The organism is Pseudomonas fildesensis, from assembly GCF_001050345.1.
GTDB lineage: Bacteria > Pseudomonadota > Gammaproteobacteria > Pseudomonadales > Pseudomonadaceae > Aquipseudomonas > Aquipseudomonas fildesensis.
This window is the reverse complement of sequence record NZ_LFMW01000008.1, coordinates 71,958-95,020: the sequence shown is the minus strand read 5'-3', so window position 1 is coordinate 95,020 and position 23,063 is coordinate 71,958. Positions and strand designations below refer to the sequence as shown.

Sequence of the window (23,063 nt, the reverse complement as noted above, 5' to 3'; positions counted from 1 at the left end):
TTACTGCGCAGGCGTCGGCAGGGGTGGAATCGCCTCTGTCGGCGCGGGCAGGTCCGGGTTGGTTGCTGCCGGCACGGGTTCAGGCGCGGGCGTCGGTGCCGGCTCTGCCTGCGGGGCGATCGGCGCCGCCTCCGGTGGCGGTGCAAGCGGTTCCGAAGCGGCTGGCGCAACCGGTACGTCCTTGGGTGCTTCTACCTTCTCGGCCACAGGAGCGGCCTTGGGTTCCGGCATACCCAGGTCAGCCTTGGGCTTCTCGGGGATATGCGCCGCCTTCTTCACCTCTTGCGGCAGGAAGACATCGACCAGCGCGAAGTAGCGGTCGTAGAACTTGGGCGCAGACACCGTCTCACTGGCCACCTTGACCATCGAGTCATCGGTGGAGCCGATCGGCATCGATACCGAACCCAACACACCCACGCCAAGGCTGGCGGAGTTGTTGACCTTCTTCAGCGCGTAGCGATCCTGCAAGGCGTTGGCGAACATCGTCGAGTGATGCTCCGCGCTGCCATCATCGGCACACACCACGTTGAAACTGATTTGCAGATGGGTCTCGCCGGTCTGCTGGAAACTCTTGTTACCGACCACCAGCTTGGGATCGCTGCTGGTGATGATGTAACCCTGGCTCAACAGTGCACGCCGGGCGGCTTCGCATGCGGCCACGTCACTCACCGGGTAATCACGGGAAAACGTACCGGAGTCGTCGAAACTCTCATGTTCATAAATAGCGGTCTTGGGTGACGAGCAGCCCGCGGCGCCCGCCAGCACCAGCGCCAACCCTAGGCTACGCAAGTGAAATGATGTCGACATCGAAAATCCTGAGGAAAACAGTCAGGGCGGTATTGTGCAACAGAACGAGGCCTTGGCGCGCGCATTCCTGTCGGTAAAACGTCACAGGCCTACACAGCGGCGCCTGCAGGAAAAAGCCCGGCACACATATGGTCGATAAACACGCGTAATTTGGCCGAGGCATGGCGACTTGCTGGCCACAGCATCCAGAAACTGCCGCGGTGTTCAAGGTAGTCGTCCAGTACTCGCTGCAAGCGCCCCTGCCGTACGAATTCGTTGACCATATAGTCCGGTAGACAGGCGATGCCCAAGCCCTCGAGCACTACATAGTTGAGGGATTCGATGGTGGTGCTGACCAGCGGTGTACGCAAGGTCGGTTCTACTGCACCGGGCACATGGCGCAACGGCCACGCCTCGAGTTTGCCAGTGGCGCAGAATTTGTGGCGCAGGCACGCGTGATTGTTCAGGTCCTGCGGCCGTTGCGGTGTGCCGTATAGGTCGAAATAGCCGGGCGTGCCGACGAGTACCAGTTGGTAATGCCCCAGATGACGCGCCATCAGGCGCGAATCTTCCGGCTTGCCGGTGCGAATTACCGCGTCGAAACCCTCCTCGATCACGTCGACCATACGGTCGGAAAAATCCACATCCAACTCGATATCCGGGTAGGCACGCATAAAGTCGCTGAGCACCGGCATCAACAAGCCACGCACCTGCGGCACACTGATGCGCAACTTGCCCCGGGGGATGGCGCTGGCCTCGGTCAACTCCTGCTCGGCGGCTTCGATCTCGGCAAGAATGCGCCGTGAACGCTCAAGGAACAGCGCACCTTCACTGGTCAGGGTGATGCTGCGCGTACTGCGGTGAAACAGCCGCACGCCGAGGCGCTCCTCCATGCGGGCAATGCTCTTGCCCACAGCCGACGACGAGACGCCCAACGCGCGGCCGGCGGCGGTGAAACTGCGGGTCTCGGCGACCTGCACAAATACCGAGAGGCTGCCCAGACTGTCCATGGCCTTACCCTTGAAGATTGCGGACATCAGTGTCCGATAAGTTCGGAACCTTAGCCTGTTTTTCCGCCGCCAGCAGCCCCCTACTCTGTTTCCTTGCCCTTTTGCCTGGATAGAGACCTATGAGTAACAGCCCTTCACTGACCGATTCCGCCCCCCTGCCCAAGCGTGAAGCGTTGCCCCTTGGCGGCCTCCTGGCACTGGCATCGGCCGGGTTTATTACCATCCTCACCGAGGCCATGCCGGCCGGGCTGCTGCCGCAGATGGGCGAAGGCCTGGGCGTATCGCCTGCACTGGTCGGCCAGTTAGTGACCCTTTACGCCCTCGGTTCATTGCTGGCCGCCATTCCGCTGACCTTGTTGACAAGGAGCTGGCGTCGGCGCCCGCTGCTGCTGGTCGCCATCGGTGGGTTTGCGCTGGTCAACAGCGTCACGGCGCTTTCCAGTCACTATGGGCTGACGCTGGTGGCGCGTTTTTTTGCCGGGGTCTTCGCCGGGCTGCTCTGGGCGCTGTTGGCGGGGTATGCGAGCCGGATGGTTGCACCGCACTTGCAAGGCCGAGCGATCGCAGTGGCAATGCTGGGCGCACCACTGGCCTTGTCACTGGGCGTGCCGGCCGGCACCTTCCTCGGCACCGTCGTAGGCTGGCGCCTGAGCTTTGCGATCATGACTGGGCTGACGCTGTTATTGCTGATCTGGGCACGTTGGCAGCTTCCGGATTTCGCCGGCGAACACGCGGGAAAGCGCCTGGGAATGCGTCAGGTTTTGCACTTGCCAGGCATTCGTCCGGTACTGTGGGTGACCTTTACCTACGTGCTGGCCCACAACATTCTCTATACCTACATCGCCCCGCTGCTGGGGCCTGCCGGGATCACCGCCGATATTGACCAGGTGTTGCTGGTGTTTGGCCTGGCGGCGTTGCTGAGCATTTGGCTTGCAGGTGTGTTGATTGATCGGTGGTTGCACGCCCTGCTGCTGATCAGTTGTGCACTGTTTGGCCTGATTGCGGTGGCGCTGGCGTTCTGGTCCAACTTACCGGTCGTCATCTATGTCGCTGTCGCCCTATGGGGCCTGGCATTTGGCGGCCTGCCCGCATTGCTGCAGACCGCGCTGGCCAAATCGGCGGGGGCGTCGGCGGATGTCGCACAATCGATGCTGGTTACCGTATGGAACCTGGGGATCGCGGGCGGCGGGTTGGCCGGCGGTATGTTGCTTCAGGGCTGGGGCGTCGCAGCGTTTCCATGGGCGGTGGTGCTATTGATGCTGCTGGCCTTGGCAGGCGCATTACAGGTTGCGCCCCAACAACTGGCCCGGCCATCCCTCCACGTCGAAGGTTGAGATTCGCTCATAGCCACAGGACTCATAAAAACGCACCAGATCGCCAGTCCCGCCACCGTAGCAGTCCACACGCAAGCGCCTCACTTCGGCAGCGCGGGCGCGGTCATCGGCAAACGCCAGCAGGCGTCGGCCAACACCGCGTAAGCGCTCATCACGTGCGGCAATCAACAATCGTACATACACCTCCGGCTCGGTCGTTGAAGGCACATAAGGCATGGGTTCTCCCAACACGAGCGCTGCCCGGATACGACCGCCGGCCTCCTCTAAGACCCACGCGCCAGGCATCGCGCAGGCTTCAGACACCTGTTTGACCCGCCGGGGCGAAGCCGACCAAGGCTCGGTGCCCCATTGGTCGTGATTACCCATGCCAACGAACCAGGCAATCACCTCGTCAAACACCTGCAGCACTGCCGGAGCATCCGCCACGCTAGCGCGACGGAGCGCAAAGCCATCCATAACTTGAGTCAACACGTATCAAACTCCTTTTATCAACGTTACGCAGCTCACGCGCTCTTAGACAGACCAGTCTAGCGCACATAAAAAAGCCCCCGGTCTTTTCAGGCCGGGGGCTTTTTATTCAAACCAACATCAGAACTTCTTGATGTCAGCCTTGGTTTCCAACTGCTTACGGTACGCCGCGAAGTCCTGCTGACCCACACGGGAAGCGAGGTAGCGGCGGTATTGCGCCTTTTCTTCGTCCGATGGGGCGGCGGCTTCGTTGACGCCGTTCAAGCGCACGATCACCAGGCTACCGTCCGCGAGGGTCACGGTGGTGAAGGTGGGCTTGTCCTTGGCCGCAGGCTTGGGCATGCGGAACAAGGCTTGCAGCACGGCCGGTTCGATCGCTTCCTGGCTACGGGTAGCCGCTTCAGTGACTTTCCAGGCCTGGCCAGCGACTGGCTGGTTCAGCGCGGTCTTGCCATCACGCAGGCTGGCGATCAACTCGTCAGCGTGGGTCTTGACAGCAGCACTCGCGCGCTCCTTGGACATCTGCGTACGAATCGCCGCAGCAACGCGTTCCAGCGGCAATTGCGCAGGCTTCAGGTGCTCTTTGGCACGCAGCACGATGATGGTTTCCGGGTCCAGCTCAATGGCGGTGCTGTTGGCACCCTCATCCAGCACTTCCGGGCTGAACGCAGCGGTGACCACGGCACGGTTGGCCGCAACACCTTCGCCACCTTCACGGCCAAACGGCGCGGAAGTCTGCACGGTCATCTTCAGGTCAGACGCCGGCTGGGCCAGGTCGGAGGCTTCGAATGCCGCATCTTCCAATTGCTTGGTCGCTTCGACAAAGCGCTGTTCAACCTGCTGGGTCTTGAGCTCGCGGGTCAGCTTGTCTTTCAGGCTGGCAAACGATGGCACTTGCGGTGCTTCAACGCCCAACAGCTTGATCAAGTGCCAACCGAAGGTGCTGCGCACCGGCGCCGAAACCTGGTCCTTGTTCAAGGCGTACAGCGCGGTCTCGAAGTCCGGGTCGTAGACGCCAGGACCGGCAAAGCCAAGGTCGCCGCCATTGTTGGCCGAACCTGGATCCTGGGAGAACTCCTTGGCCAGGGCTTCGAACTTCTCACCCTTGGCCAGGCGTGCCTGGATTTCCTCGATCTTGGCCTTGGCTTGCGCCTCGGTGACCTTATCGTTGACTTCAATCAGGATGTGCGCGGCACGACGCTGTTCGGCGAGGTTGGCGGTTTCTTTCTGATAAGCCGCCTGCAGCTCATCATCCTTCACAGCCACCTGGTCGAAGAAGGACGACTTCTTCAGCTCCAGATAGTCGATGACCACCTGGTCCGGGGTCATGAACTCTTTGGCGTGCTGGTCGTAGTAAGCCTTGACCTCGTCGTCGGTGAGCTTCACCGCTGCTGGGTCAGCCTTGATGTTGACGGTAGCAAAATCGCGGGTCTGTTTTTCCAGACGGGCGAATGCCAGCACCTCGGCGTCGGTGACGAAACCGCTGCCGGCGATACCTGCGCGAACCTGGCCGATCAGCATTTCCTGAGTCAGCATCTGACGGAACTGCATACGACTGTAGCCCAGCTGACGGATCACCTGGTCAAAGCGTTCGGCGTTGAACTTGCCTTCCACCTGGAATTCCGGCGTCTGCAGGATCACCTGGTCCAGTGCAGCTTCGGAGAAGCCAAACTTGGAATCGGCCGCGCCTTGCAGCAGCAGCTTGCGATCGATCAGGCTCTTGAGAGCAGCTTCGCGCAGCAATTTTTCGTCCAGCAAGGAAGCATCGAAATCCTTGCCCAGCTGTTGCATCAGCTGGCGACGTTGCATGTCGACGGCCTGGCTTAGTTCGGTCTGGGTGATTTCTTCACCGTTGACCTTGGCCACGTCCTGCTTGGTGTTGGTCGAAGCCTGAAAAATAGCCTCGATACCGGTGAACGCCATCAATGCGACGATGATCCCGATAATGGTCTTGGCAATCCAGCCTTGTGAATTGTCCCTGATATTTTGCAGCATGCGTCCCCCAGAAACGGTTGAACTTCAAAAATTGGCAACCGTGGAGCGTGGGTAGAGTCCGGATAGAAGAAAGGCGCATCCGAGGATGCGCCTTCTCGTAACTGGCGGAGCGGACGGGGGTTTGAACCCACACCCCCGGCGTGGCGACCCGATGGATACTTGGGTCAGCTGCCGCTCCGCTGCCAGGTCGAACCTGCGTTCGACCCGGGTAGGTCAAGGCTTGATCGAGGCTTAGTTAACAGCTTCTTTCAGGGCTTTACCGGCTTTGAAACCTGGTTTCTTGGCAGCAGCGATTTGCAGTGCTTTGCCAGTCTGTGGGTTACGGCCAGTACGAGCTGGGCGGTCAGTCACAGAGAAAGTACCGAAGCCTACCAGTACCACGGAGTCGCCGGCCTTCAGAGCGCCAGTGACGGATTCGATTACTGCGTCCAGCGCACGGCCAGCAGCAGCTTTCGGGATATCAGCGGATGCGGCGATAGCATCAATCAGTTCCGACTTGTTCACTCTAAGTCCCCTTATATATCTATTGAGTATAATTCTAAGTTTTTTGGTAAAAGCAAAAATCAGTGCTGAATGGCCTACAGACACTTAAGAGCCGCTTTATAACAAGGGCTCTAAAAAGCTGTCAAGGAAGCCCCCAGGCTTTAACGCATTAATGCGTGCTAATTCTTTCCTTGGAATCAGACTCACGTTTTTCGTCCTTTGCAACTATCTCCGGAGCCACATCCGGCAAGGGCTCCGGCGCGTATTGCAGCGCAATTTGCAGGACCTCGTCAATCCATTTAACCGGTTTAATCTGAAGATCCTGCTTGATGTTGTCCGGAATTTCCTTCAAGTCGCGAACATTCTCTTCAGGAATGATCACGGTCTTGATACCACCCCGGTGTGCGGCAAGCAATTTCTCTTTCAGGCCACCGATGGCCAATACCTGGCCACGCAGGGTGATTTCCCCGGTCATGGCGACGTCGGCACGCACCGGAATGCCGGTCAATGCCGAAACCAGGGCCGTGCACATGCCTACGCCAGCGCTAGGGCCGTCTTTCGGCGTCGCACCTTCCGGCATGTGGATGTGGGTGTCGTGCTTCTCGTGGAAGTCCAGGGGAATCCCCAGGCTCTTCGCGCGGCTACGCACTACGGTCTGCGCGGCGGTGATGGATTCGACCATCACATCACCCAGGGAACCGGTCTTGATCAACTGCCCTTTGCCTGGGATGACCGCGGCTTCGATGGTCAGCAATTCGCCGCCCACTTGAGTCCACGCCAAACCAGTCACCTGCCCTACCTGGTCCTGCTGCTCGGCCAGGCCATAGCTGAATTTACGCACGCCCAGGTAGTGCTCAAGGGTGTCAGCCGTGGCCTTCACCGAGAAGCGTTTTTCCAGCGCATGTTCCTTGACCGCCTTGCGGCAAATCTTCGCGATCTGGCGCTCAAGGCCGCGTACACCGGCCTCGCGGGTATAGTAACGAACGATGTCGCGGATCGCCCCGACGTCGAATTCGATCTCGCCCTTCTTCAAGCCATTGGCCGAAATTTGCTTGGGCGCGAGGTATTTGACGGCGATGTTGATCTTCTCGTCTTCGGTGTAACCCGGCAGACGAATCACCTCCATCCGGTCCAGCAAGGCTGGTGGAATATTCATGGAGTTGGAGGTGCACAGGAACATTACATCGGACAGGTCGTAGTCGACTTCCAGGTAATGGTCGTTGAAATTGTGGTTTTGCTCGGGGTCGAGTACTTCGAGCAATGCCGATGCCGGATCGCCACGCATATCGCTGCCCATTTTGTCGATTTCATCGAGCAGGAACAGCGGGTTGCGCACACCGACTTTCGTCATCTTTTGAATCAATCTTCCAGGCATCGAACCGATGTAAGTACGGCGATGACCACGAATTTCCGCTTCATCGCGCACGCCACCGAGGGCCATTCGCACGAATTTACGGTTGGTCGCATTAGCAATCGACTCGGCCAGCGACGTTTTACCCACGCCAGGCGGACCCACCAGGCACAACACCGGGCCACGAATCTTCTTCACACGCTTTTGCACAGCGAGGTATTCGAGGATGCGTTCTTTGACTTCTTCGAGGCCATAGTGGTCGGCATCGAGAATATCTTCGGCACGGGCCAGGTCCAGGCGCACTTTGGTCTGGGCCTTCCACGGCACTTGCACCAGCCAGTCGATGTAGGAACGAACCACGGTGGCTTCGGCCGACATTGGCGACATTTGCTTGAGTTTGTTCAGCTCCGCATTGGCTTTGGTCAGGGCGTCTTTAGGCAGGCCAGCGGCATCGATGCGCTTTTTCAGCTCCTCGATTTCGTTGTGGCCGTCCTCGCTGTCGCCGAGCTCTTTCTGAATGGCCTTCATCTGCTCATTCAGGTAGTACTCGCGCTGGCTGCGTTCCATTTGTTTCTTCACACGACCGCGGATGCGTTTTTCAACCTGCAGCAGGTCGATTTCGGCATCCAGCAGCGCCAGCACGTGTTCGACACGGGCCGACAGGTCGATAATTTCGAGGATGTCTTGCTTCTGCTCGATTTTCAACGCCATGTGCGCGGCCATGGTGTCGACCAGGCGGCTTGGCTCATCGATGCTGTTGAGAGACGACAGGACTTCAGCCGGGACTTTCTTGCCCAACTGCACATACTGCTCGAACTGGGAGAGCAGGCTGCGCACAAACACTTCGGATTCACGCTCAGGGGCTTCGACTTCGTCGATCAGCGCGACTTCGGCGCGTAGATGGCCGTCCACCTCCATGAAGCGCTCGACCGCACCGCGCTGCTCGCCTTCCACCAGTACCTTGACGGTGCCATCGGGGAGTTTGAGCAGTTGCAGGACGGTAGCAACGGTACCGACACGGTACAGGGCGTCTTCGCCTGGATCATCATCAGCAGGATTCTTTTGGGCCAACAGCAGGATCTGCTTGTCGCCCGTCATCGCGGCCTCTAGGGCTTCGATAGACTTCTCGCGCCCCACGAACAGCGGGATAACCATGTGCGGATAGACGACGACATCACGCAACGGCAGGAGAGGCAATTCGATGGTTGTCTTCATGATTTCGCCTCTATGACAGTTGAAAAATAAGCTTGAAACCAAGATGGGGGCTGCATGCAAAAAAAACAAGCTTATTGCCAGCAGTTAAACGCAGTAAAAATCCTCTAAAAAACAAAGGGGCCCCTAGAGGCCCCTTGTTTTTACCGAAACTGCGAAACGCTTACGCGTCTGGCGCAGCCTTGGCAGCCGGTTCACTGTTTTCGTAGATATACAGTGGCTTGGACTTGCCTTCTATAACGCTTTCGTCGATCACCACTTTACTCACCTCGGACTGCGAGGGGATTTCGTACATGGTGTCGAGCAACACACCTTCGAGGATCGAGCGCAAACCACGTGCACCGGTCTTGCGCTCCAGTGCCCGCTTGGCCACCGACTTGAGCGCATCGGTACGGAACTCGAGGTCTACACCTTCCATCTCGAACAACTTGGCGTATTGCTTGGTCAGGGCGTTTTTCGGCTCGGTGAGGATCTGAATCAAAGCAGCCTCATCCAGCTCGTCCAACGTGGCCAGGACCGGCAGGCGGCCAACGAATTCCGGGATCAGACCGAACTTGACCAGATCGTCAGGCTCGACTTCACGCAGGGACTCGCCCACCTTCTTGCCTTCTTCCTTGCTGCGCACTTCTGCACTGAAACCAATGCCACCACGGGTGGAACGTTGCTGAATAACCTTTTCCAGACCCGAGAACGCACCACCACAGATGAACAGGATGTTACGCGTATCAACCTGAAGGAATTCCTGCTGCGGGTGCTTGCGGCCGCCTTGTGGCGGTACGGAAGCAACCGTGCCTTCGATCAGTTTCAACAGGGCTTGCTGCACGCCTTCACCGGAAACGTCCCGGGTGATCGACGGGTTATCCGACTTGCGCGAAATCTTGTCGATTTCGTCGATGTAGACAATACCCATCTGGGCTTTTTCTACGTCGTAGTCGCACTTCTGCAGCAGTTTCTGAATGATGTTCTCGACGTCTTCACCCACGTAGCCAGCCTCGGTGAGGGTGGTCGCGTCGGCGATGGTGAACGGAACGTTCAGCAGGCGAGCGAGTGTTTCTGCAAGCAGGGTTTTACCCGAGCCCGTAGGACCGATCAGCAAGATGTTGCTCTTGCCGAGCTCGACTTCGTCGCCTTTCTTGTCACGCTGGTTCAAGCGCTTGTAGTGGTTGTATACCGCTACGGCCAGAACCTTCTTTGCACGCTCTTGACCAATCACATACTGATCAAGGATGCCGCTGATTTCTTTAGGCGAAGGCAATTTATGCGCGCTGCTTTCGGCCTGGGCTTCCTGCACCTCCTCACGGATGATGTCATTGCACAGGTCGACGCACTCGTCGCAGATAAAGACCGAGGGGCCGGCAATCAATTTGCGTACTTCATGCTGGCTTTTGCCACAGAAGGAGCAATAGAGCAGCTTGCCGTTGTCCTCGCCGTTGCGGGTGTCAGTCATTCGTTCGATCCAAATCCGATAGGCTTGCAACACAAGATGAAGGCTTATGCGGGCTTTTTCAAGCCCGCCGATGGTCAGACACGCCGACCAGCCCTATTTTGAGCGGCTTATATTAAGCGGGGCGCTTTTCGATCACTGCGTCGATCAAGCCGTAGTCACGCGCGGCCTCGGCACTCATGAAGTTATCGCGGTTGGTGTCGCGCTCGATTTCTTCAAGAGTATGCCCGCTATGCTTGGCCATCAGCGTGTTCAGACGCTCGCGAATGAAGAGGATTTCCTTGGCATGGATTTCGATATCCGATGCCTGGCCCTGGAAACCGCCCAGTGGCTGGTGAATCATCACGCGCGAGTTCGGCAGGCAGTAACGCTTGCCTTCGGCACCTGCGGTCAGCAGGAAAGCGCCCATGCTGCAGGCTTGGCCGATGCAGGTGGTCGATACGTTCGGCTTGATAAACTGCATGGTGTCGTAGATCGACATGCCCGCAGTCACCGAACCGCCCGGTGAGTTGATGTAGAGATGGATGTCCTTGTCCGGATTTTCCGCTTCAAGGAACAGCAGTTGCGCACAGATCAGGTTGGCCATGTAGTCCTCTACAGGGCCCACCAGAAAGATCACTCGCTCCTTGAGCAGGCGCGAGTAGATGTCGTAGGCGCGTTCGCCACGAGCGGACTGCTCGACAACCATCGGGACCAGGCCGCCTGCGGCCTGGATATCAGAGTTCTGCTGAATATAGGAATTACGGAACATGCTCTGCAGTTACTCCCAAATAGTCATGTCTTGAAAACGCATAAGCCAGCGCGAGGCTGGCTTATGGTTGTATTTCGAACGAGTTGGACAATCAGTCGGCTTGTGCTGCTTCCGCCGGCTTGACTGCTTCTTCGTAAGAGACCGCTTTATCGGTCACCTTAGCCTTCTGCAGAACAGTATCCACAACTTGTTCTTCAAGCACAACCGAACGTACTTCGTTCAGCTGCTGGTCGTTCTTGTAGTACCAAGACACAACCTGCTCAGGCTCCTGGTAGGCCGAAGCCATTTCCTGGATCATTTCACGAACACGGTCTTCGTCAGGCTTGAGGTCGAATTGCTTGACCACTTCAGCCACGATCAGGCCCAGCACGACGCGGCGCTTGGCTTGCTCTTCGAACAGCTCGGCCGGCAGCTGGTCAGGCTTGATGTTGCCACCAAACTGCTGAACAGCTTGTACGCGCAGGCGATCCACTTCGTTGGACAGCAGAGCCTTAGGCACTTCGATCGGGTTGGAGGCCAGCAGACCGTCCATGACCTGGTTCTTGACCTTGGACTTGATGGCCTGACGCAGCTCACGCTCCATGTTCTTGCGAACTTCGGTGCGGAAGCCTTCGATACCGGTTTCCTTGATGCCGAACTGAGTGAAGAACTCTTCGTTCAGCTCTGGCAGCTTAGGCTCGGAAACACTGTTGACGGTCACGGTGAACTCGGCGGCTTTGCCAGCCAGGTCCAGGTTCTGGTAGTCAGCAGGGAATTCCAGGTTCAGAACGCGCTCTTCGCCGGCTTTGGCGCCAACCAGGCCGTCTTCGAAACCAGGGATCATGCGGTTGGAACCCAGCACCAGCTGAGTACCCTTGGCGGAGCCGCCAGCGAATGCTTCGCCGTCAACCTTGCCAACGAAATCGATGTTCAACTGGTCTTCGTTCTGGGCAGCGCGATCGGCCACTTCAAAACGAGTGTTCTGCTTGCGCAGGATTTCCAGCATGTTGTCCAGGTCGGAATCAGCTACATCGGCGCTCAGGCGCTCGATGGTGATACCGTCGAAACCGGCAACTTCGAACTCTGGGAACACTTCGAATACGGCGACGTATTCCAGGTCCTTGCCAGCTTCCAGGGACTTAGGCTCGATCGAAGGCGAGCCAGCCGGGTTCAGCTTTTGCTCAACAACAGCTTCGTAGAAGGAAGCCTGGATCACATCACCTACCGCTTCCTGACGTGCATCAGCACCAAAACGGCGCTTGATTTCGCTCATCGGCACTTTGCCTGGACGGAAACCAGCGATCTTGGCCTTTTGTGCAGTCTGCTGCAGACGCTTGTTGACCGCAGTTTCGATACGCTCTGCCGGCACGGTGATGCTCAGGCGGCGCTCGAGAGCAGTAGTATTTTCAACAGAAACTTGCATGAATATTCCTCGTTGCACAGACGTTAGCCGGCCGTTTCCGACCCCAGAATCAAGGGCATGCATTCTAGTGGGTCAAACTCAAGAAGTCACCCTACTGGAAACGGGTAAAAAAACAGCAGGCAATTTATCGGTACGAAGGCACTGATGCACCTCGCCCCGGTGACAAATACAGCCAATCACGCCAAGGCTCTGCGCCAACCCTTCTATATATAGAAGAAGCCGCCAATCATCTCCCTGACGGCCAACCCTGCAAACAGGATCGGCAGGCAGCGCAGCATCATCGAGATACATAAATACGACGAAGCGCCCTGCCAGTGCGACCCAGAACCTGCAGTCGCGGAATCTCGGACCGCTAAAGCAAAAAAAGGCGCCAGACTGTTAAATCTGGCGCCTTTTCGAACATGGGGTGGACGAAGGGGATCGAACCCTCGACAACGGGAGTCACAATCCCGTGCTCTACCAACTGAGCTACGCCCACCATATTGCGTTAACAAAGAAACCAAACCACTTCTTTGTTGAGCCCCACCCGCCTGTAGGCCGGGTAAAGCTTTAATTGGTGCGGATGAAGAGACTCGAACTCTTACACCTTGCGGCGCTGGAACCTAAATCCAGTGTGTCTACCAATTCCACCACATCCGCGCTTGAAGCTCTTAAAGCAAAGGCGCCAGATGATTAATCTGGCGCCTTTTAAAATATGGGGTGGACGAAGGGGATCGAACCCTCGACAACGGGAGTCACAATCCCGTGCTCTACCAACTGAGCTACGCCCACCATATAGCCTACTTGTGCCAAAGCTGCCTAATGGCGCACCCGGCAGGACTCGAACCTGCGACCATCCGCTTAGAAGGCGGATGCTCTATCCAACTGAGCTACGGGCGCCTTATTAATCTGTACTCTTGGAGGATTACAAACTAAGTGCTTCCAACCTTGCAGAACAGCATTCTGCGCGGCTTTCGTAACCAGTGCTAGGCTGTGCCCGACAAGTGCGACGAATAGTATAGATGCCCCGGAAACCCGTCAAATCTTTTTTGAAAAAAATTCATTTTATTTAAGGAGTTAGGACAATTTGCAGACCAAGCGCCTTTGCCCTCGCGCCATGGCGTGCGAGAATGCGCGCACTTTTCTTCCCCCTCTCGATGGTTAATCACGCGTAATGACTGCACAACTTATCGACGGCAAATCAATCGCCGCCAGCCTGCGCCAGCAGATCGCCAAACGCGTCACCGAGCGTAGCCAGCAAGGTCTGCGCACGCCGGGCCTCGCGGTGATCCTGGTCGGCAGCGATCCTGCCTCTCAGGTTTATGTCTCGCACAAGCGTAAAGACTGTGAAGAGGTCGGCTTTATCTCCAAGGCCTACGACTTGCCTTCCGACACCACTCAACAGGGCCTCACGGACCTGATTGACGGCCTCAACGATGACCCGAACATCGACGGCATCCTGCTCCAGCTGCCTTTGCCCGGTCACTTGGACGCCTCCCAATTGCTGGAGCGCATCCGCCCGGACAAGGACGTCGACGGTTTCCACCCTTATAACGTCGGCCGCCTGGCCCAGCGTATCCCGCTGCTACGCCCATGCACGCCGAAAGGCATCATGACCTTGCTGGAAAGCACCGGCGTGGACTTGTACGGCCTCGACGCCGTCGTCGTCGGCGCCTCCAACATCGTTGGCCGCCCGATGGCGATGGAATTGCTGCTGGCCGGCTGCACCGTCACTGTCACCCACCGCTTCACCAAGGACCTTGCCGGCCACGTCGGACGTGCCGATCTGGTAGTCGTCGCTGCAGGCAAACCCGGCCTGGTCAAAGGCGAGTGGATCAAGGAAGGCGCCATCGTGATCGATGTGGGCATCAACCGTCAGGAAGACGGCAAGCTTGTCGGCGACGTGGTGTACGAAACCGCCCTGCCCCGTGCCGGCTGGATCACTCCAGTGCCTGGTGGCGTCGGCCCGATGACCCGAGCCTGCCTGCTGGAAAACACCCTGTATGCAGCCGAAACCCTGCACGACTAATAACCGGCAGCACTGAAAAAGCCCTGCCTTATCGCAGGGCTTTTTATTGCCCGTCATAAAACCTGTTTTTTCTTAGTTTTTAAGCACTTTCGTCTTGTTTTAGAAGAACATTCGACAGTCTCTCGTCCATACTCCTAAAATGTAACGGCATTTATCAAGAAACCGTTCACGAACGGTATTTCCTTACTTTTTTAGCGAGTTCATCCGCGTGAAAATTCGTCTCTCTATTGTCAGCCTGTTTTTCGCTTTCACGGGCACCTTTGCGCACGCAGCCGAAACCACCCAGGCCCCGCGTGACACTTCCAAACTGCAAATTGCTTCCGGCAGCGCCATGCTGGTGGATCTGCAGACCAACAAGGTTATCTACTCCAGCAACCCCGATGTGGTCGTGCCTATCGCGTCCGTCAGCAAACTGATGACCGGTCTCATCGTGCTCGAAGCCAAGCAGAACATGGATGAGTACATCGACATCAACATTACCGACACGCCGGAAATGAAAGGCGTGTTCTCCCGCGTGAAGATCGGCAGCCAGATGCCGCGCAAGGAAATGCTGCTGATCGCCCTGATGTCCTCGGAAAACCGCGCCGCCGCCAGCCTTGCCCATCACTACCCGGGCGGCTACGCAGCGTTCATCGCAGCGATGAACGCCAAGGCCAAGTCCCTGGGCATGACCAGCACCCACTACGTAGAGCCCACCGGCCTATCGATCCACAACGTGTCCACCGCCCGCGACCTGAGCAAGCTGCTGGCCTACGCACACAAATTTCCGATGCTCAGCCAGCTGAGCACCACCAAGGAAAAAACCGTGGCGTTCCGCAAGCCCAACTACACCTTGGGTTTCTCCAACACCGACCACCTGATCAACCGCGCCAACTGGGACATCAAGCTGACCAAGACCGGCTTCACCAATCAGGCTGGCCACTGTCTGGTGCTCGTCACCAGCATGGGCAACCGCCCGGTGTCGCTGGTGATCCTCGATGCTTTCGGCAAATTCACTCACTTTGCCGATGCCAGCCGTATTCGTAACTGGGTCGAGACCGGCAAGAGCGGTTCGGTACCGGATGTGGCGCTGCGCTACAAGGCCGACAAGAATTTGAAGAACCGCCCGAACACTGCGCAAGTCCATCGGTAACCGACACACACAAAAACGGCGCCTTGAGCGCCGTTTTTTTTACTTTCTTTCTGCCAGTACCTTGAGCGCCTGCGCTGCCGCCTGCTCTTGCCCCGCCTGCGCAGTGGCATTGGCCGACTCGCGCCAGCGCTGTGCATCCACATTGGCCGGCAACTGGCTCGGGCGCAGGGTGAGGATTGCCCAGTGCCCGGCGCTGCTCCACTTGGATTCAAAGTCGCTGAAGTCCATCAACAGGCGCCGGTTCATGCCCGAGCGCAGCAGCACCGTACTTTTCTGCTGGTTGAAGCCAACCACCACGACATACCGCGCCTCTGACCACAAACTGCCCCCAATGCGCGCCATCACCGGGTAACCCGCCGCCACCTGTGCCAGCACCGACGTCAGCTTGGCATCCAGCGGATACACCATCAGCCCGTACTCACGCGCCAGCACCTGCATGTTGCGCTCAAGGTCCGCCTCGGCGCCTGGCAAGTGCAGGGGTTTATCCAGCAAGCCCGGTGTCATGACAATGCCTTGTTGCGACAGCATGCTGGCTAAAGCCGTAGGACCGCTCTGGTAGGCCTCGCTGCGAAACGTCGGCACGCCATTGAGCTCCACGCGCTCTGGCAGGCCAGGCAGTTTCGACGGGTGGCTGGAACAGGCCGCAAGCCCCAGGGCACAGGCCAGCAGCAAGGAGGTTGTAACGTTCGACCGTAACCGCAATTTTTTACTCTCTTGATCAACTGCCGGTAAGGGCCGTGATCATAGCCCAATCACGTTTCTGTAGGAGCGAGCTTGCTCGCGAAAAACGTCAACGATAACGCGGGTTGTCTGGTTTAGCGTGGCTCCCTCAGGTTTTTCGCGAGCAAGCTCGCGCCTACAAAGGGCGTGGATATAGCAAACAAGTTGGACAGACACGACCATTGGTCAATAGCACGCAACCGTTGAGTAGCTAGACTGTCCATTGAGAAGACTGTGTGTGCCCCCTGCGGGGCGAAAGGAGGCCCTGATGAGCCTTGCAACAACGATTTTCATGTTGGTCTGTGGTTGGCTGGCGGTTGCCGGCGCCATGTTGTGGGGGGTGTTGCGCATTACCCGCCGGCACCATCACCCCCACGTCATATCCGCTGTATCCGCCAAGCCGCATAAGGCCGCGGTACACCACGCCTAGCCAGGCATGCAATTGAAGTCCTGGGTCGCCGCGACTTCCTGCCCGTGACCATCCTTGAGGGAGGCGCGCACGGTGGTGCCCAGGCTGGATTCCACCAGTGTGTAGTGCTCACCCGCCTTGAAATGCTTGTACTCGACCCGACCCTGGCAGTCCTGCTGGTTGTCGTCGCCGGGTTCCTCCTCGAACAACGTCACATCCAACTGATGATCGCCCGGCGGCACTTCAAAAAAGCGCCCGTCATCCACGCGCTTGCCGTCCAGTCGCTCAGCCATCAAGTCATTCGGTGCTTCTTCCTTCAAGCCGATCCAGGCTTCGCTCGGGTCGGCTTTGGGTATCGGGCCGGCGCAGGCCGACAACAGCAGTACAGCGCCCAGTACGGGGATCAACAGCAGCGGTTTAAGAGACATGGCAGGGCTCCAAAGAACATCAGTAAAAGGACAGCGTCCGATGGGATGCAAGCTTGGGGAGGTGCCTTCTGTAGAACAAATGAATACACATGAAACGATCTTCAACCCTTACCTAAATGTTCCTTCACCTGGCTGAAAGGTGCGTGTTAGGTGGGTCGGGCAAGACTGCCGGGGTTTGCAATCCTGCTCCCCTGGAGGTTCACGCATGCTCGGGCTGGTAAAGACCGCACTGCAAAAGCCCTACACGTTTATCGTGTTGGCCATATTCATCTGCATCATCGGGCCGATGGCGGCCCTGCGTACCCCCACTGATGTTTTTCCCGATATCGGCATCCCTGTTGTCGCGGTGGTGTGGCAGTACAACGGCCTGTCGCCGGACGCCATGGCCGGTCGGGTGATCTACACCTACGAACGCTCCCTGAGCACCACCGTCAACGACATCGAACACATCGAATCGCAATCGCTGCCCGGCATGGGCATCGTCAAGATCTTCTTTCAGCCAGGCGTCGATATCCGCACCGCCAACGCCCAGGTGACGGCCGTCTCACAAACCGTACTCAAGCAGATGCCACCGGGCATCACGCCGCCGCTGATCCTTAACTACAGCGCCTCCACGGTGCCGATCCTGCAAATGGCGTTCTCCAGCCCGAGCCTCTCGGAAGCGAAGATCCGCGACCTGGTGCAGAACAATATCCGCCTGCCCTTGAGCGCCCTGCCCGGCCTGGCCATGCCCACACCGATGGGTGGCAAGCAACGCCAGATCACCCTCGACCTCGATCCCCAGGCGCTGGCCGCCAAAGGCTTGTCAGCCCAGGACGTAGGCAATGCCCTGGCGTTGCAGAACCAGATCATCCCGGTGGGCACCGCCAAGCTCGGCCCCAACGAATACACGATCCTGCTCAACAACAGCCCCAAGGCTATTGATGAGTTGAACGACCTGCCGATCAAGACCGTCGACGGCGCGCTGATCACCATCGGCCAGGTCGCCCACGTGCGTGACGGCTCGCCGCCGCAGACCAACATCGTGCGTGTCGACGGCCACCGCGCGGTGCTGATGCCGGCGCTGAAAAACGGCAGTATCTCCACCCTGTCGATCATCGACGGCATCCGCCAGATGCTGCCGCGCATCAACGAAACCCTGCCGCCGTCCCTCAAGACCTCACTGCTGGGCGACGCCTCGGTATTCGTCAAGCAATCGGTGGGCAGCGTGGCCCAGGAAGGCATTATCGCCGCGTTGCTGACCAGTGCGATGATCCTGCTGTTCCTCGGCAGTTGGCGCTCGACGCTGATCATCGCGGCATCGATTCCCCTGGCGGTGCTCTCGGCCATCGCGTTGCTCGCCGTCAGCGGGCAAACCCTCAACGTGATGACCCTCGGCGGGCTGGCGTTGGCGGTAGGGATTTTGGTGGACGACGCCACGGTGACCATCGAAAACATCAACTGGCACCTGGAGCAAGGCAAGGCCGTGAAGACCGCGATCCTCGACGGCGCCGCGCAGATTGTCGGCCCCGCGTTCGTGTCGCTGCTGTGCATCTGCATTGTGTTTGTACCGATGTTCATGCTGCAAGGCATCGCCGGTTACCTGTTCCGGCCGATGGCGCTGGCGGTGATCTTTGCCATGGCCAGTTCGTTCATCCTCTCGCGCACCCTGGTGCCGACGCTGGCGATGTTCCTGCTCAAGCCGCACACATCGGAGCTAGGCGCCGGGCATCACCCGGAAGATGAGTTCATCAACCACCATGAGGGCGAGCAACACAAGAAACCGCGCAACGCTGTGCTGCAATCGGTGCTGAATTTCCAGCAAGGGTTCGAGCGGCACTTCTCGAATATCCGCGACACCTACCATGCCCTGCTGATGTTGGCGCTGGGCAGTCGCAAGCGCTTTATCGTCGGTTTCCTGGCCTGCGTACTCGCGTCGTTCCTGCTGCTGCCAAGCCTGGGCCAGGACTTCTTCCCGGCCACCGATGCCGGGGCGCTGGCGCTGCATGTACGTTTGCCGTTGGGCACGCGCATCGAAGAAAGCGCCGCCGCCTTCGACCGGATTGAAGCGCGGATTCGAGAAGTGATCCCGGCCCAGGAGCTGGACACCATCGTCGATAATATCGGCATCCCACTCAGCGGCATCGACATGGCCTACAGCAGCAGCGGCACCATCGGCCCCCAGGATGGGGATATACAGGTCAGCCTGAAAAAAGACCACGCGCCCACCGCCAACTACGTGAAAAAACTGCGTGAAGCGCTGCCGAAAAGCTTTCCCGGAAGCCACTTCGCGTTCCTGCCTGCGGATATCAGCAGCCAAATCCTCAACTTCGGCGCGCCTGCCCCGCTGGACGTGAAAATCTCCGGGCGCAGCGACGAAGAAAACCGCGCCTATGCGGTGGAACTGGAACGCCGCCTGCAACACGTACCGGGCATCGCTGACCTGCGTATACAGCAGTCCACCGGCTACCCGTCGCTGCAGGTGAATGTCGACCGTATGCGCGCCAACGGCCTGGGCATTACCGAACGGGACGTGACCAATAGCATGGTCGCCTCCCTCGCCGGCAGCTCACAAACCGCGCCGACGTTCTGGCTCAACCCGGCCAACGGCGTGTCGTATTCGATCGTCGCGGCCACGCCGCAGTACCGTCTCGATAGCTTGCCGTCGCTGGAAGCCTTGCCGGTGACGGGTGCCGATGGTCAGTCGCAAATCCTCGGCGGCGTGGCGACCATCTCCCGCGTACAAAGCCCGGCGGTGGTGACCCACTACAACATCGAACCGACCCTGGATCTGTACGCCAACGTGCAAGGCCGCGACCTCGGCGGCGTCGCGCGTGACGTACAAAAAGTGCTGGATGACACCGCCTCTCTACGCCCCAAAGGCGCGGTAATCAGCCTGCATGGGCAGATCGATGCGCTGCATGAGGCGTTCAATGGCTTGAGCTTCGGCCTGCTCGGCGCGGTGGTGCTGATCTACCTGCTGATCGTGGTCAACTTCCAGTCGTGGGTCGACCCATTCGTGATCATCACGGCCTTGCCGGCGGCGCTCGCGGGGATCGTGTGGATGCTGTTCCTCAGCGGTACTTCGCTGTCGGTGCCGGCGCTGACCGGGGCCATATTGTGCATGGGCGTGGCCACCGCTAACTCGATCCTGGTGGTGAGCTTCTGCCGTGAGCGCCTGGCCGAACATGGCGATGCGTTGAAGGCCGCACTGGAGGCCGGCTACACGCGCTTCCGCCCGGTGTGCATGACCGCCCTGGCGATGATCATCGGCATGTTGCCGCTGGCCCTTTCCGAGGAGCAAAACGCGCCGCTGGGCCGGGCGGTGATCGGTGGCTTGATCTTCGCCACCGTCGCCACCTTGTTGTTTGTTCCCGTGGTCTTCAGCCTGGTCCACGGTCGTCACCCTACTCGCGCAGTTGCAGGAGTTACCCCACATGTCGTCTGATCACAAACCCTCGCGCAAGCGTCTGATGCTCATGGGTGTCGGCGGCCTGACGCTCGCCGCGCTGCTGGTCGCCAACGGCTTGCATGCCCGCACGCTACATGAGCAATCGGTCACCGCCTGGACCGAAACCGCCGCCATCCCACAGGTGATGGTGTTCCAGCCGCAACAGAACGTCGCCGGCGACACCTTGCGCTTGCCCGCGCACCTTGAAGCCTGGAGCAAGGCGCCGATTCACGCGCGGGTCAGCGGTTACCTGAAAGACTGGAAAGCCGACATTGGCACCCGGGTCAAGGCTGGGCAGATCCTCGCCGAAATCGACAGCCCCGACCTCGACCAGCAACTCGCGCAAACCCATGCGCGCCTGGTGCAGGAACAGGCCAATGCGCGGCTGGCCGCAACCACCGCAACACGCTGGCAGAACCTGCTGGCCAGCCACTCGGTATCGCGCCAAGAGGCGGATGAAAAAACCTCCAATGCCGCCGCCGCCAAAGCCAACGCCGAGGCTGCAGCAGCCGACTACGCACGGCTGTCGGCGCTGGAAAGCTACAAGACTATCCGCGCGCCGTTTGCCGGGACAATTACGGCGCGCAACACCGATATCGGCCAGTTGATCAAGGCCGACACCGACAGCGATCCGGAACTGTTCAACATCGCCGACACGCATCAACTGCGCCTCTACGTGCCGGTGCCGCAAAACTACGCGGCAGTGATTCACCCCGGCCTCGAAGCCGAGCTGAGCGTGCCGGAGCATCCTGGGGAGCACTTCAACGCGCGGTTGATCGGCGACTCCACCGCCATCGACCGCCGTTCCGGTACCCTGCTCGCCCAGTTCGTCGCCGACAACCCAAATGGCGAGTTGCTGCCCGGTGATTACGCCGAAGCCACCCTGCCGATTCCGGCGGACACCCATGGCGTGAGCATTCCTGCCAGCGCCCTGATCTTCCGTGCCCAAGGCACCCAGGTCGCCGTGCTGGATGCGCAGAACCATGTGCACCTGCAAGCCATCCACATCGGCCTCGACCTCGGTGAACGCCTGGTGATCGACCAGGGCCTGAAACCCGCCGATCGCGTGGTCGACAACCCGCCCGATGCCTTGCGAGAAGGCGACCCGGTGCAACTGGCCGACGCCTCCGGAGGTGCGCATGCGCCCAAGGCTTAAACCCCTCGCGGCGTTGATGCTGCTGGCGTTGCAAGGTTGCTCGATGGCGCCCACCTACACAGTGCCGGCGGTCGACCTGCCGGCGGGTTACCGCGAACAGACCCGTGATGGTCCGTGGCACAGTGCGCAACCGTCGGACCAACTGGCGCCCGAGTGGTGGACGCTCTACAACGATTCGCGCCTCAATGACCTGCAACAGCAACTGCTAAAGGCCAATCCGGACCTGGCGGCGGCGCTGGCGCACTTCGATGCTTCCCAGGCTTACGCCAGCCAGTTGCATGCTGGGCTGTTCCCGCAAATCACCGCCAGCGCACAACCACTGCGCCAGCGCCAATCCGACTCGAGGCCGTTGCGCGGTGATACGCAGCCGTCGGTATACAACAGCAATACCGCGGGTTTTTCCTTGAGCTACGACCTGGACCTGTGGGGCAAAATCCGCAACCAGGTGGCCGCCGGTGATGCCCAGGCGCAAGCGGCCGGGGATGATTTGGCGGTGGCGCGCCTGAGCCTGCAACATCAGTTGGCGACGCTGTATGTGCAGCTCATTGGGCTGGATGCGCAGGCGCGGATTCTCAATAGTTCGCTGGGCGATTTCAGCCAGGCGTTGCAACTGACGCGGAGTCGCTATGAGGGCCAGATTGCTTCGGAACTGGACCTTACCCGCGCGCAAAATCAGTTGGCAGAAGCCAAGGCGCAACTGGATGAAGTACGCGGGCAACGCAACCTCACTGAACATGCCATCGGTGAGCTGGTGGGCGTGGCGGCCAGTAATTTTGTATTGCCGCCGAGCCAGCAGTTGATTGCGCTGCCGGGGATTCCGTCACAGTTGCCAAGCCACCTGCTGCAACGTCGCCCGGACATCGCTGCGGCGGAGCGTCGAGTGTTTGCGGCCAACGCCAATATCGGCGTGGCCAAGGCGGCGTGGTATCCGGATTTCAGTTTGACCGGGTTGATTGGCGGGCAGACGCAAGGGGTCGGCAATCTGCTGTCGGCGGGTAACCGATATTGGGCGCTGGGGCCGTTGATGAACGTGCCGATCTTTGACGGCGGACGTTTGAGTGCCAATGAGCGACAGGCCAAGGCTGAGTTTGAACAAGCCTCGGCGCAGTACCGCAGCCAGGTGCTCAAAGCCGTGCGCGAGGTGGAAGACAACCTGGCGCAGCTGCGGGATTTGCAGCTTGAGGCGCAGGATGAGCAAGCGGCGGCGGATGCTGCGCAGCACACGCAGTCACTGGCAATGAACAGTTATCAGGCAGGTGCCGTGAGTTATCTGGATGTGGTCACCGCACAGACGGCAGCATTGCAGGCGCAGCGGACGTTGCAGGCGGTGCAGACGCGGCAGTTACAGGCGAGTGTGGGGTTGGTGACTGCGCTTGGGGGTGGCTGGCAGCCGGGTGCCTGACACCGCCCTCAGACACAACTGAGGGCCAAATGCGGGGCGGGCTTGCTCCCGATGGCGGTGGATCAGTCACATATGCATCGGCTGAAAGACTGCTATCGGGAGCAAGCCCCCTCCCACACTGGACCTGGGTCAGACACAAAAT

At 59.1% G+C, this 23,063-nt stretch carries 17 protein-coding genes and 4 tRNA genes; 6 read left to right on the top strand and 15 right to left on the bottom strand.

Annotated elements, in window-relative coordinates; all coding sequences use genetic code 11:
- Both ACR52_RS14215 and ACR52_RS14210 read right to left on the bottom strand, forming a co-directional pair.
- Entirely contained in the window at positions 1 to 807 is an 807-nt protein-coding gene (locus tag ACR52_RS14215; RefSeq protein ID WP_048725135.1) for a DUF2242 domain-containing protein, read from the bottom strand.
- 89 nt (positions 808 to 896) lie between these two features.
- On the bottom strand, positions 897 to 1,796 hold the full coding sequence (locus tag ACR52_RS14210) for a LysR family transcriptional regulator (RefSeq protein WP_048725228.1): 900 nt from the start codon (positions 1,794 to 1,796) through the stop codon (positions 897 to 899).
- Between the two features lie 119 nt (positions 1,797 to 1,915).
- Between ACR52_RS14210 and ACR52_RS14205 the strand changes: the two genes are divergently transcribed.
- A complete protein-coding gene (locus ACR52_RS14205; protein ID WP_048725133.1) occupies positions 1,916 to 3,130 on the top strand; it encodes an MFS transporter in 1,215 nt (404 codons plus the stop codon).
- Here ACR52_RS14205 and ACR52_RS14200 read toward each other — a convergent pair.
- The 11 genes from ACR52_RS14200 to ACR52_RS14150 all read right to left on the bottom strand — a co-directional run bounded on the left by ACR52_RS14200 (position 3,077) and on the right by ACR52_RS14150 (position 13,115).
- Entirely contained in the window at positions 3,077 to 3,601 is a 525-nt protein-coding gene (locus ACR52_RS14200) for a GNAT family N-acetyltransferase (protein ID WP_236692145.1), read from the bottom strand. The two genes, ACR52_RS14205 and ACR52_RS14200, sit on opposite strands and share 54 nt — an antisense overlap.
- A gap of 117 nt (positions 3,602 to 3,718) precedes the next feature.
- The gene (locus tag ACR52_RS14195; protein ID WP_048725130.1) at positions 3,719 to 5,593 is read right to left on the bottom strand and encodes a SurA N-terminal domain-containing protein; all 1,875 of its coding nucleotides are present in this window, start codon (positions 5,591 to 5,593) and stop codon (positions 3,719 to 3,721) included.
- Between the two features lie 231 nt (positions 5,594 to 5,824).
- Positions 5,825 to 6,097 carry an HU family DNA-binding protein gene (locus ACR52_RS14190; RefSeq protein WP_003174819.1) on the bottom strand — a complete coding sequence of 91 codons (273 nt, stop codon included), beginning with the start codon at positions 6,095 to 6,097 and terminating at the stop codon, positions 5,825 to 5,827.
- 148 nt (positions 6,098 to 6,245) lie between these two features.
- Complete coding sequence (lon, locus tag ACR52_RS14185) at positions 6,246 to 8,642, bottom strand: endopeptidase La (protein WP_048725120.1); 2,397 nt, start codon at positions 8,640 to 8,642, stop codon at positions 6,246 to 6,248.
- Positions 8,643 to 8,802: 160 nt separating this feature from the next.
- Positions 8,803 to 10,086 (bottom strand): ATP-dependent Clp protease ATP-binding subunit ClpX, encoded by a 1,284-nt coding sequence (gene clpX, locus ACR52_RS14180; protein ID WP_010209414.1) that lies wholly within the window; start codon positions 10,084 to 10,086, stop codon positions 8,803 to 8,805.
- Between the two features lie 112 nt (positions 10,087 to 10,198).
- Positions 10,199 to 10,834, bottom strand: a complete 636-nt coding sequence (gene clpP / locus ACR52_RS14175; RefSeq protein WP_048725112.1) for an ATP-dependent Clp endopeptidase proteolytic subunit ClpP — start codon at positions 10,832 to 10,834, stop codon at positions 10,199 to 10,201.
- 91 nt (positions 10,835 to 10,925) lie between these two features.
- On the bottom strand, positions 10,926 to 12,236 hold the full coding sequence (tig, locus tag ACR52_RS14170; RefSeq protein ID WP_048725109.1) for a trigger factor: 1,311 nt from the start codon (positions 12,234 to 12,236) through the stop codon (positions 10,926 to 10,928).
- A 402-nt stretch (positions 12,237 to 12,638) separates the two neighbouring features.
- Positions 12,639 to 12,714, bottom strand: a tRNA-His gene (locus ACR52_RS14165).
- Between the two features lie 76 nt (positions 12,715 to 12,790).
- Positions 12,791 to 12,875, bottom strand: a tRNA-Leu gene (locus tag ACR52_RS14160).
- 56 nt (positions 12,876 to 12,931) lie between these two features.
- Positions 12,932 to 13,007, bottom strand: a tRNA-His gene (locus ACR52_RS14155).
- A 31-nt stretch (positions 13,008 to 13,038) separates the two neighbouring features.
- Positions 13,039 to 13,115: transfer RNA gene (locus tag ACR52_RS14150), tRNA-Arg, on the bottom strand.
- A 274-nt stretch (positions 13,116 to 13,389) separates the two neighbouring features.
- On the opposite strand from ACR52_RS14150, the gene folD reads away from it, so the two are divergent.
- The gene (folD, locus tag ACR52_RS14145; protein ID WP_048725107.1) at positions 13,390 to 14,244 is read left to right on the top strand and encodes a bifunctional methylenetetrahydrofolate dehydrogenase/methenyltetrahydrofolate cyclohydrolase FolD; all 855 of its coding nucleotides are present in this window, start codon (positions 13,390 to 13,392) and stop codon (positions 14,242 to 14,244) included.
- Positions 14,245 to 14,452: 208 nt separating this feature from the next.
- Positions 14,453 to 15,376, top strand: a complete 924-nt coding sequence (gene pbpG, locus ACR52_RS14140) for a D-alanyl-D-alanine endopeptidase (RefSeq protein ID WP_048725105.1) — start codon at positions 14,453 to 14,455, stop codon at positions 15,374 to 15,376.
- 39 nt (positions 15,377 to 15,415) lie between these two features.
- Here the strand turns inward: pbpG and ACR52_RS14135 are convergent, their stop codons facing one another.
- A complete protein-coding gene (locus ACR52_RS14135) occupies positions 15,416 to 16,078 on the bottom strand; it encodes a peptidase C39 family protein (RefSeq protein ID WP_048725103.1) in 663 nt (220 codons plus the stop codon).
- A 444-nt stretch (positions 16,079 to 16,522) separates the two neighbouring features.
- Complete coding sequence (locus ACR52_RS14130) at positions 16,523 to 16,933, bottom strand: PA0061/PA0062 family lipoprotein (RefSeq protein WP_048725101.1); 411 nt, start codon at positions 16,931 to 16,933, stop codon at positions 16,523 to 16,525.
- Positions 16,934 to 17,138: 205 nt separating this feature from the next.
- On the opposite strand from ACR52_RS14130, the gene ACR52_RS14125 reads away from it, so the two are divergent.
- From ACR52_RS14125 to ACR52_RS14115, 3 genes are read left to right on the top strand one after another with little or no spacing between them, the layout of a single operon-like run.
- Complete coding sequence (locus ACR52_RS14125; RefSeq protein ID WP_048725098.1) at positions 17,139 to 20,360, top strand: efflux RND transporter permease subunit; 3,222 nt, start codon at positions 17,139 to 17,141, stop codon at positions 20,358 to 20,360.
- Entirely contained in the window at positions 20,350 to 21,519 is a 1,170-nt protein-coding gene (locus tag ACR52_RS14120; protein WP_048725096.1) for an efflux RND transporter periplasmic adaptor subunit, read from the top strand. Before ACR52_RS14125 ends, ACR52_RS14120 begins: the two co-directional genes overlap by 11 nt.
- The gene (locus ACR52_RS14115; RefSeq protein ID WP_048725094.1) at positions 21,503 to 22,921 is read left to right on the top strand and encodes an efflux transporter outer membrane subunit; all 1,419 of its coding nucleotides are present in this window, start codon (positions 21,503 to 21,505) and stop codon (positions 22,919 to 22,921) included. The genes ACR52_RS14120 and ACR52_RS14115 overlap by 17 nt, the downstream gene beginning before the upstream one ends.
- Positions 22,922 to 23,063 lie beyond the last annotated feature (142 nt).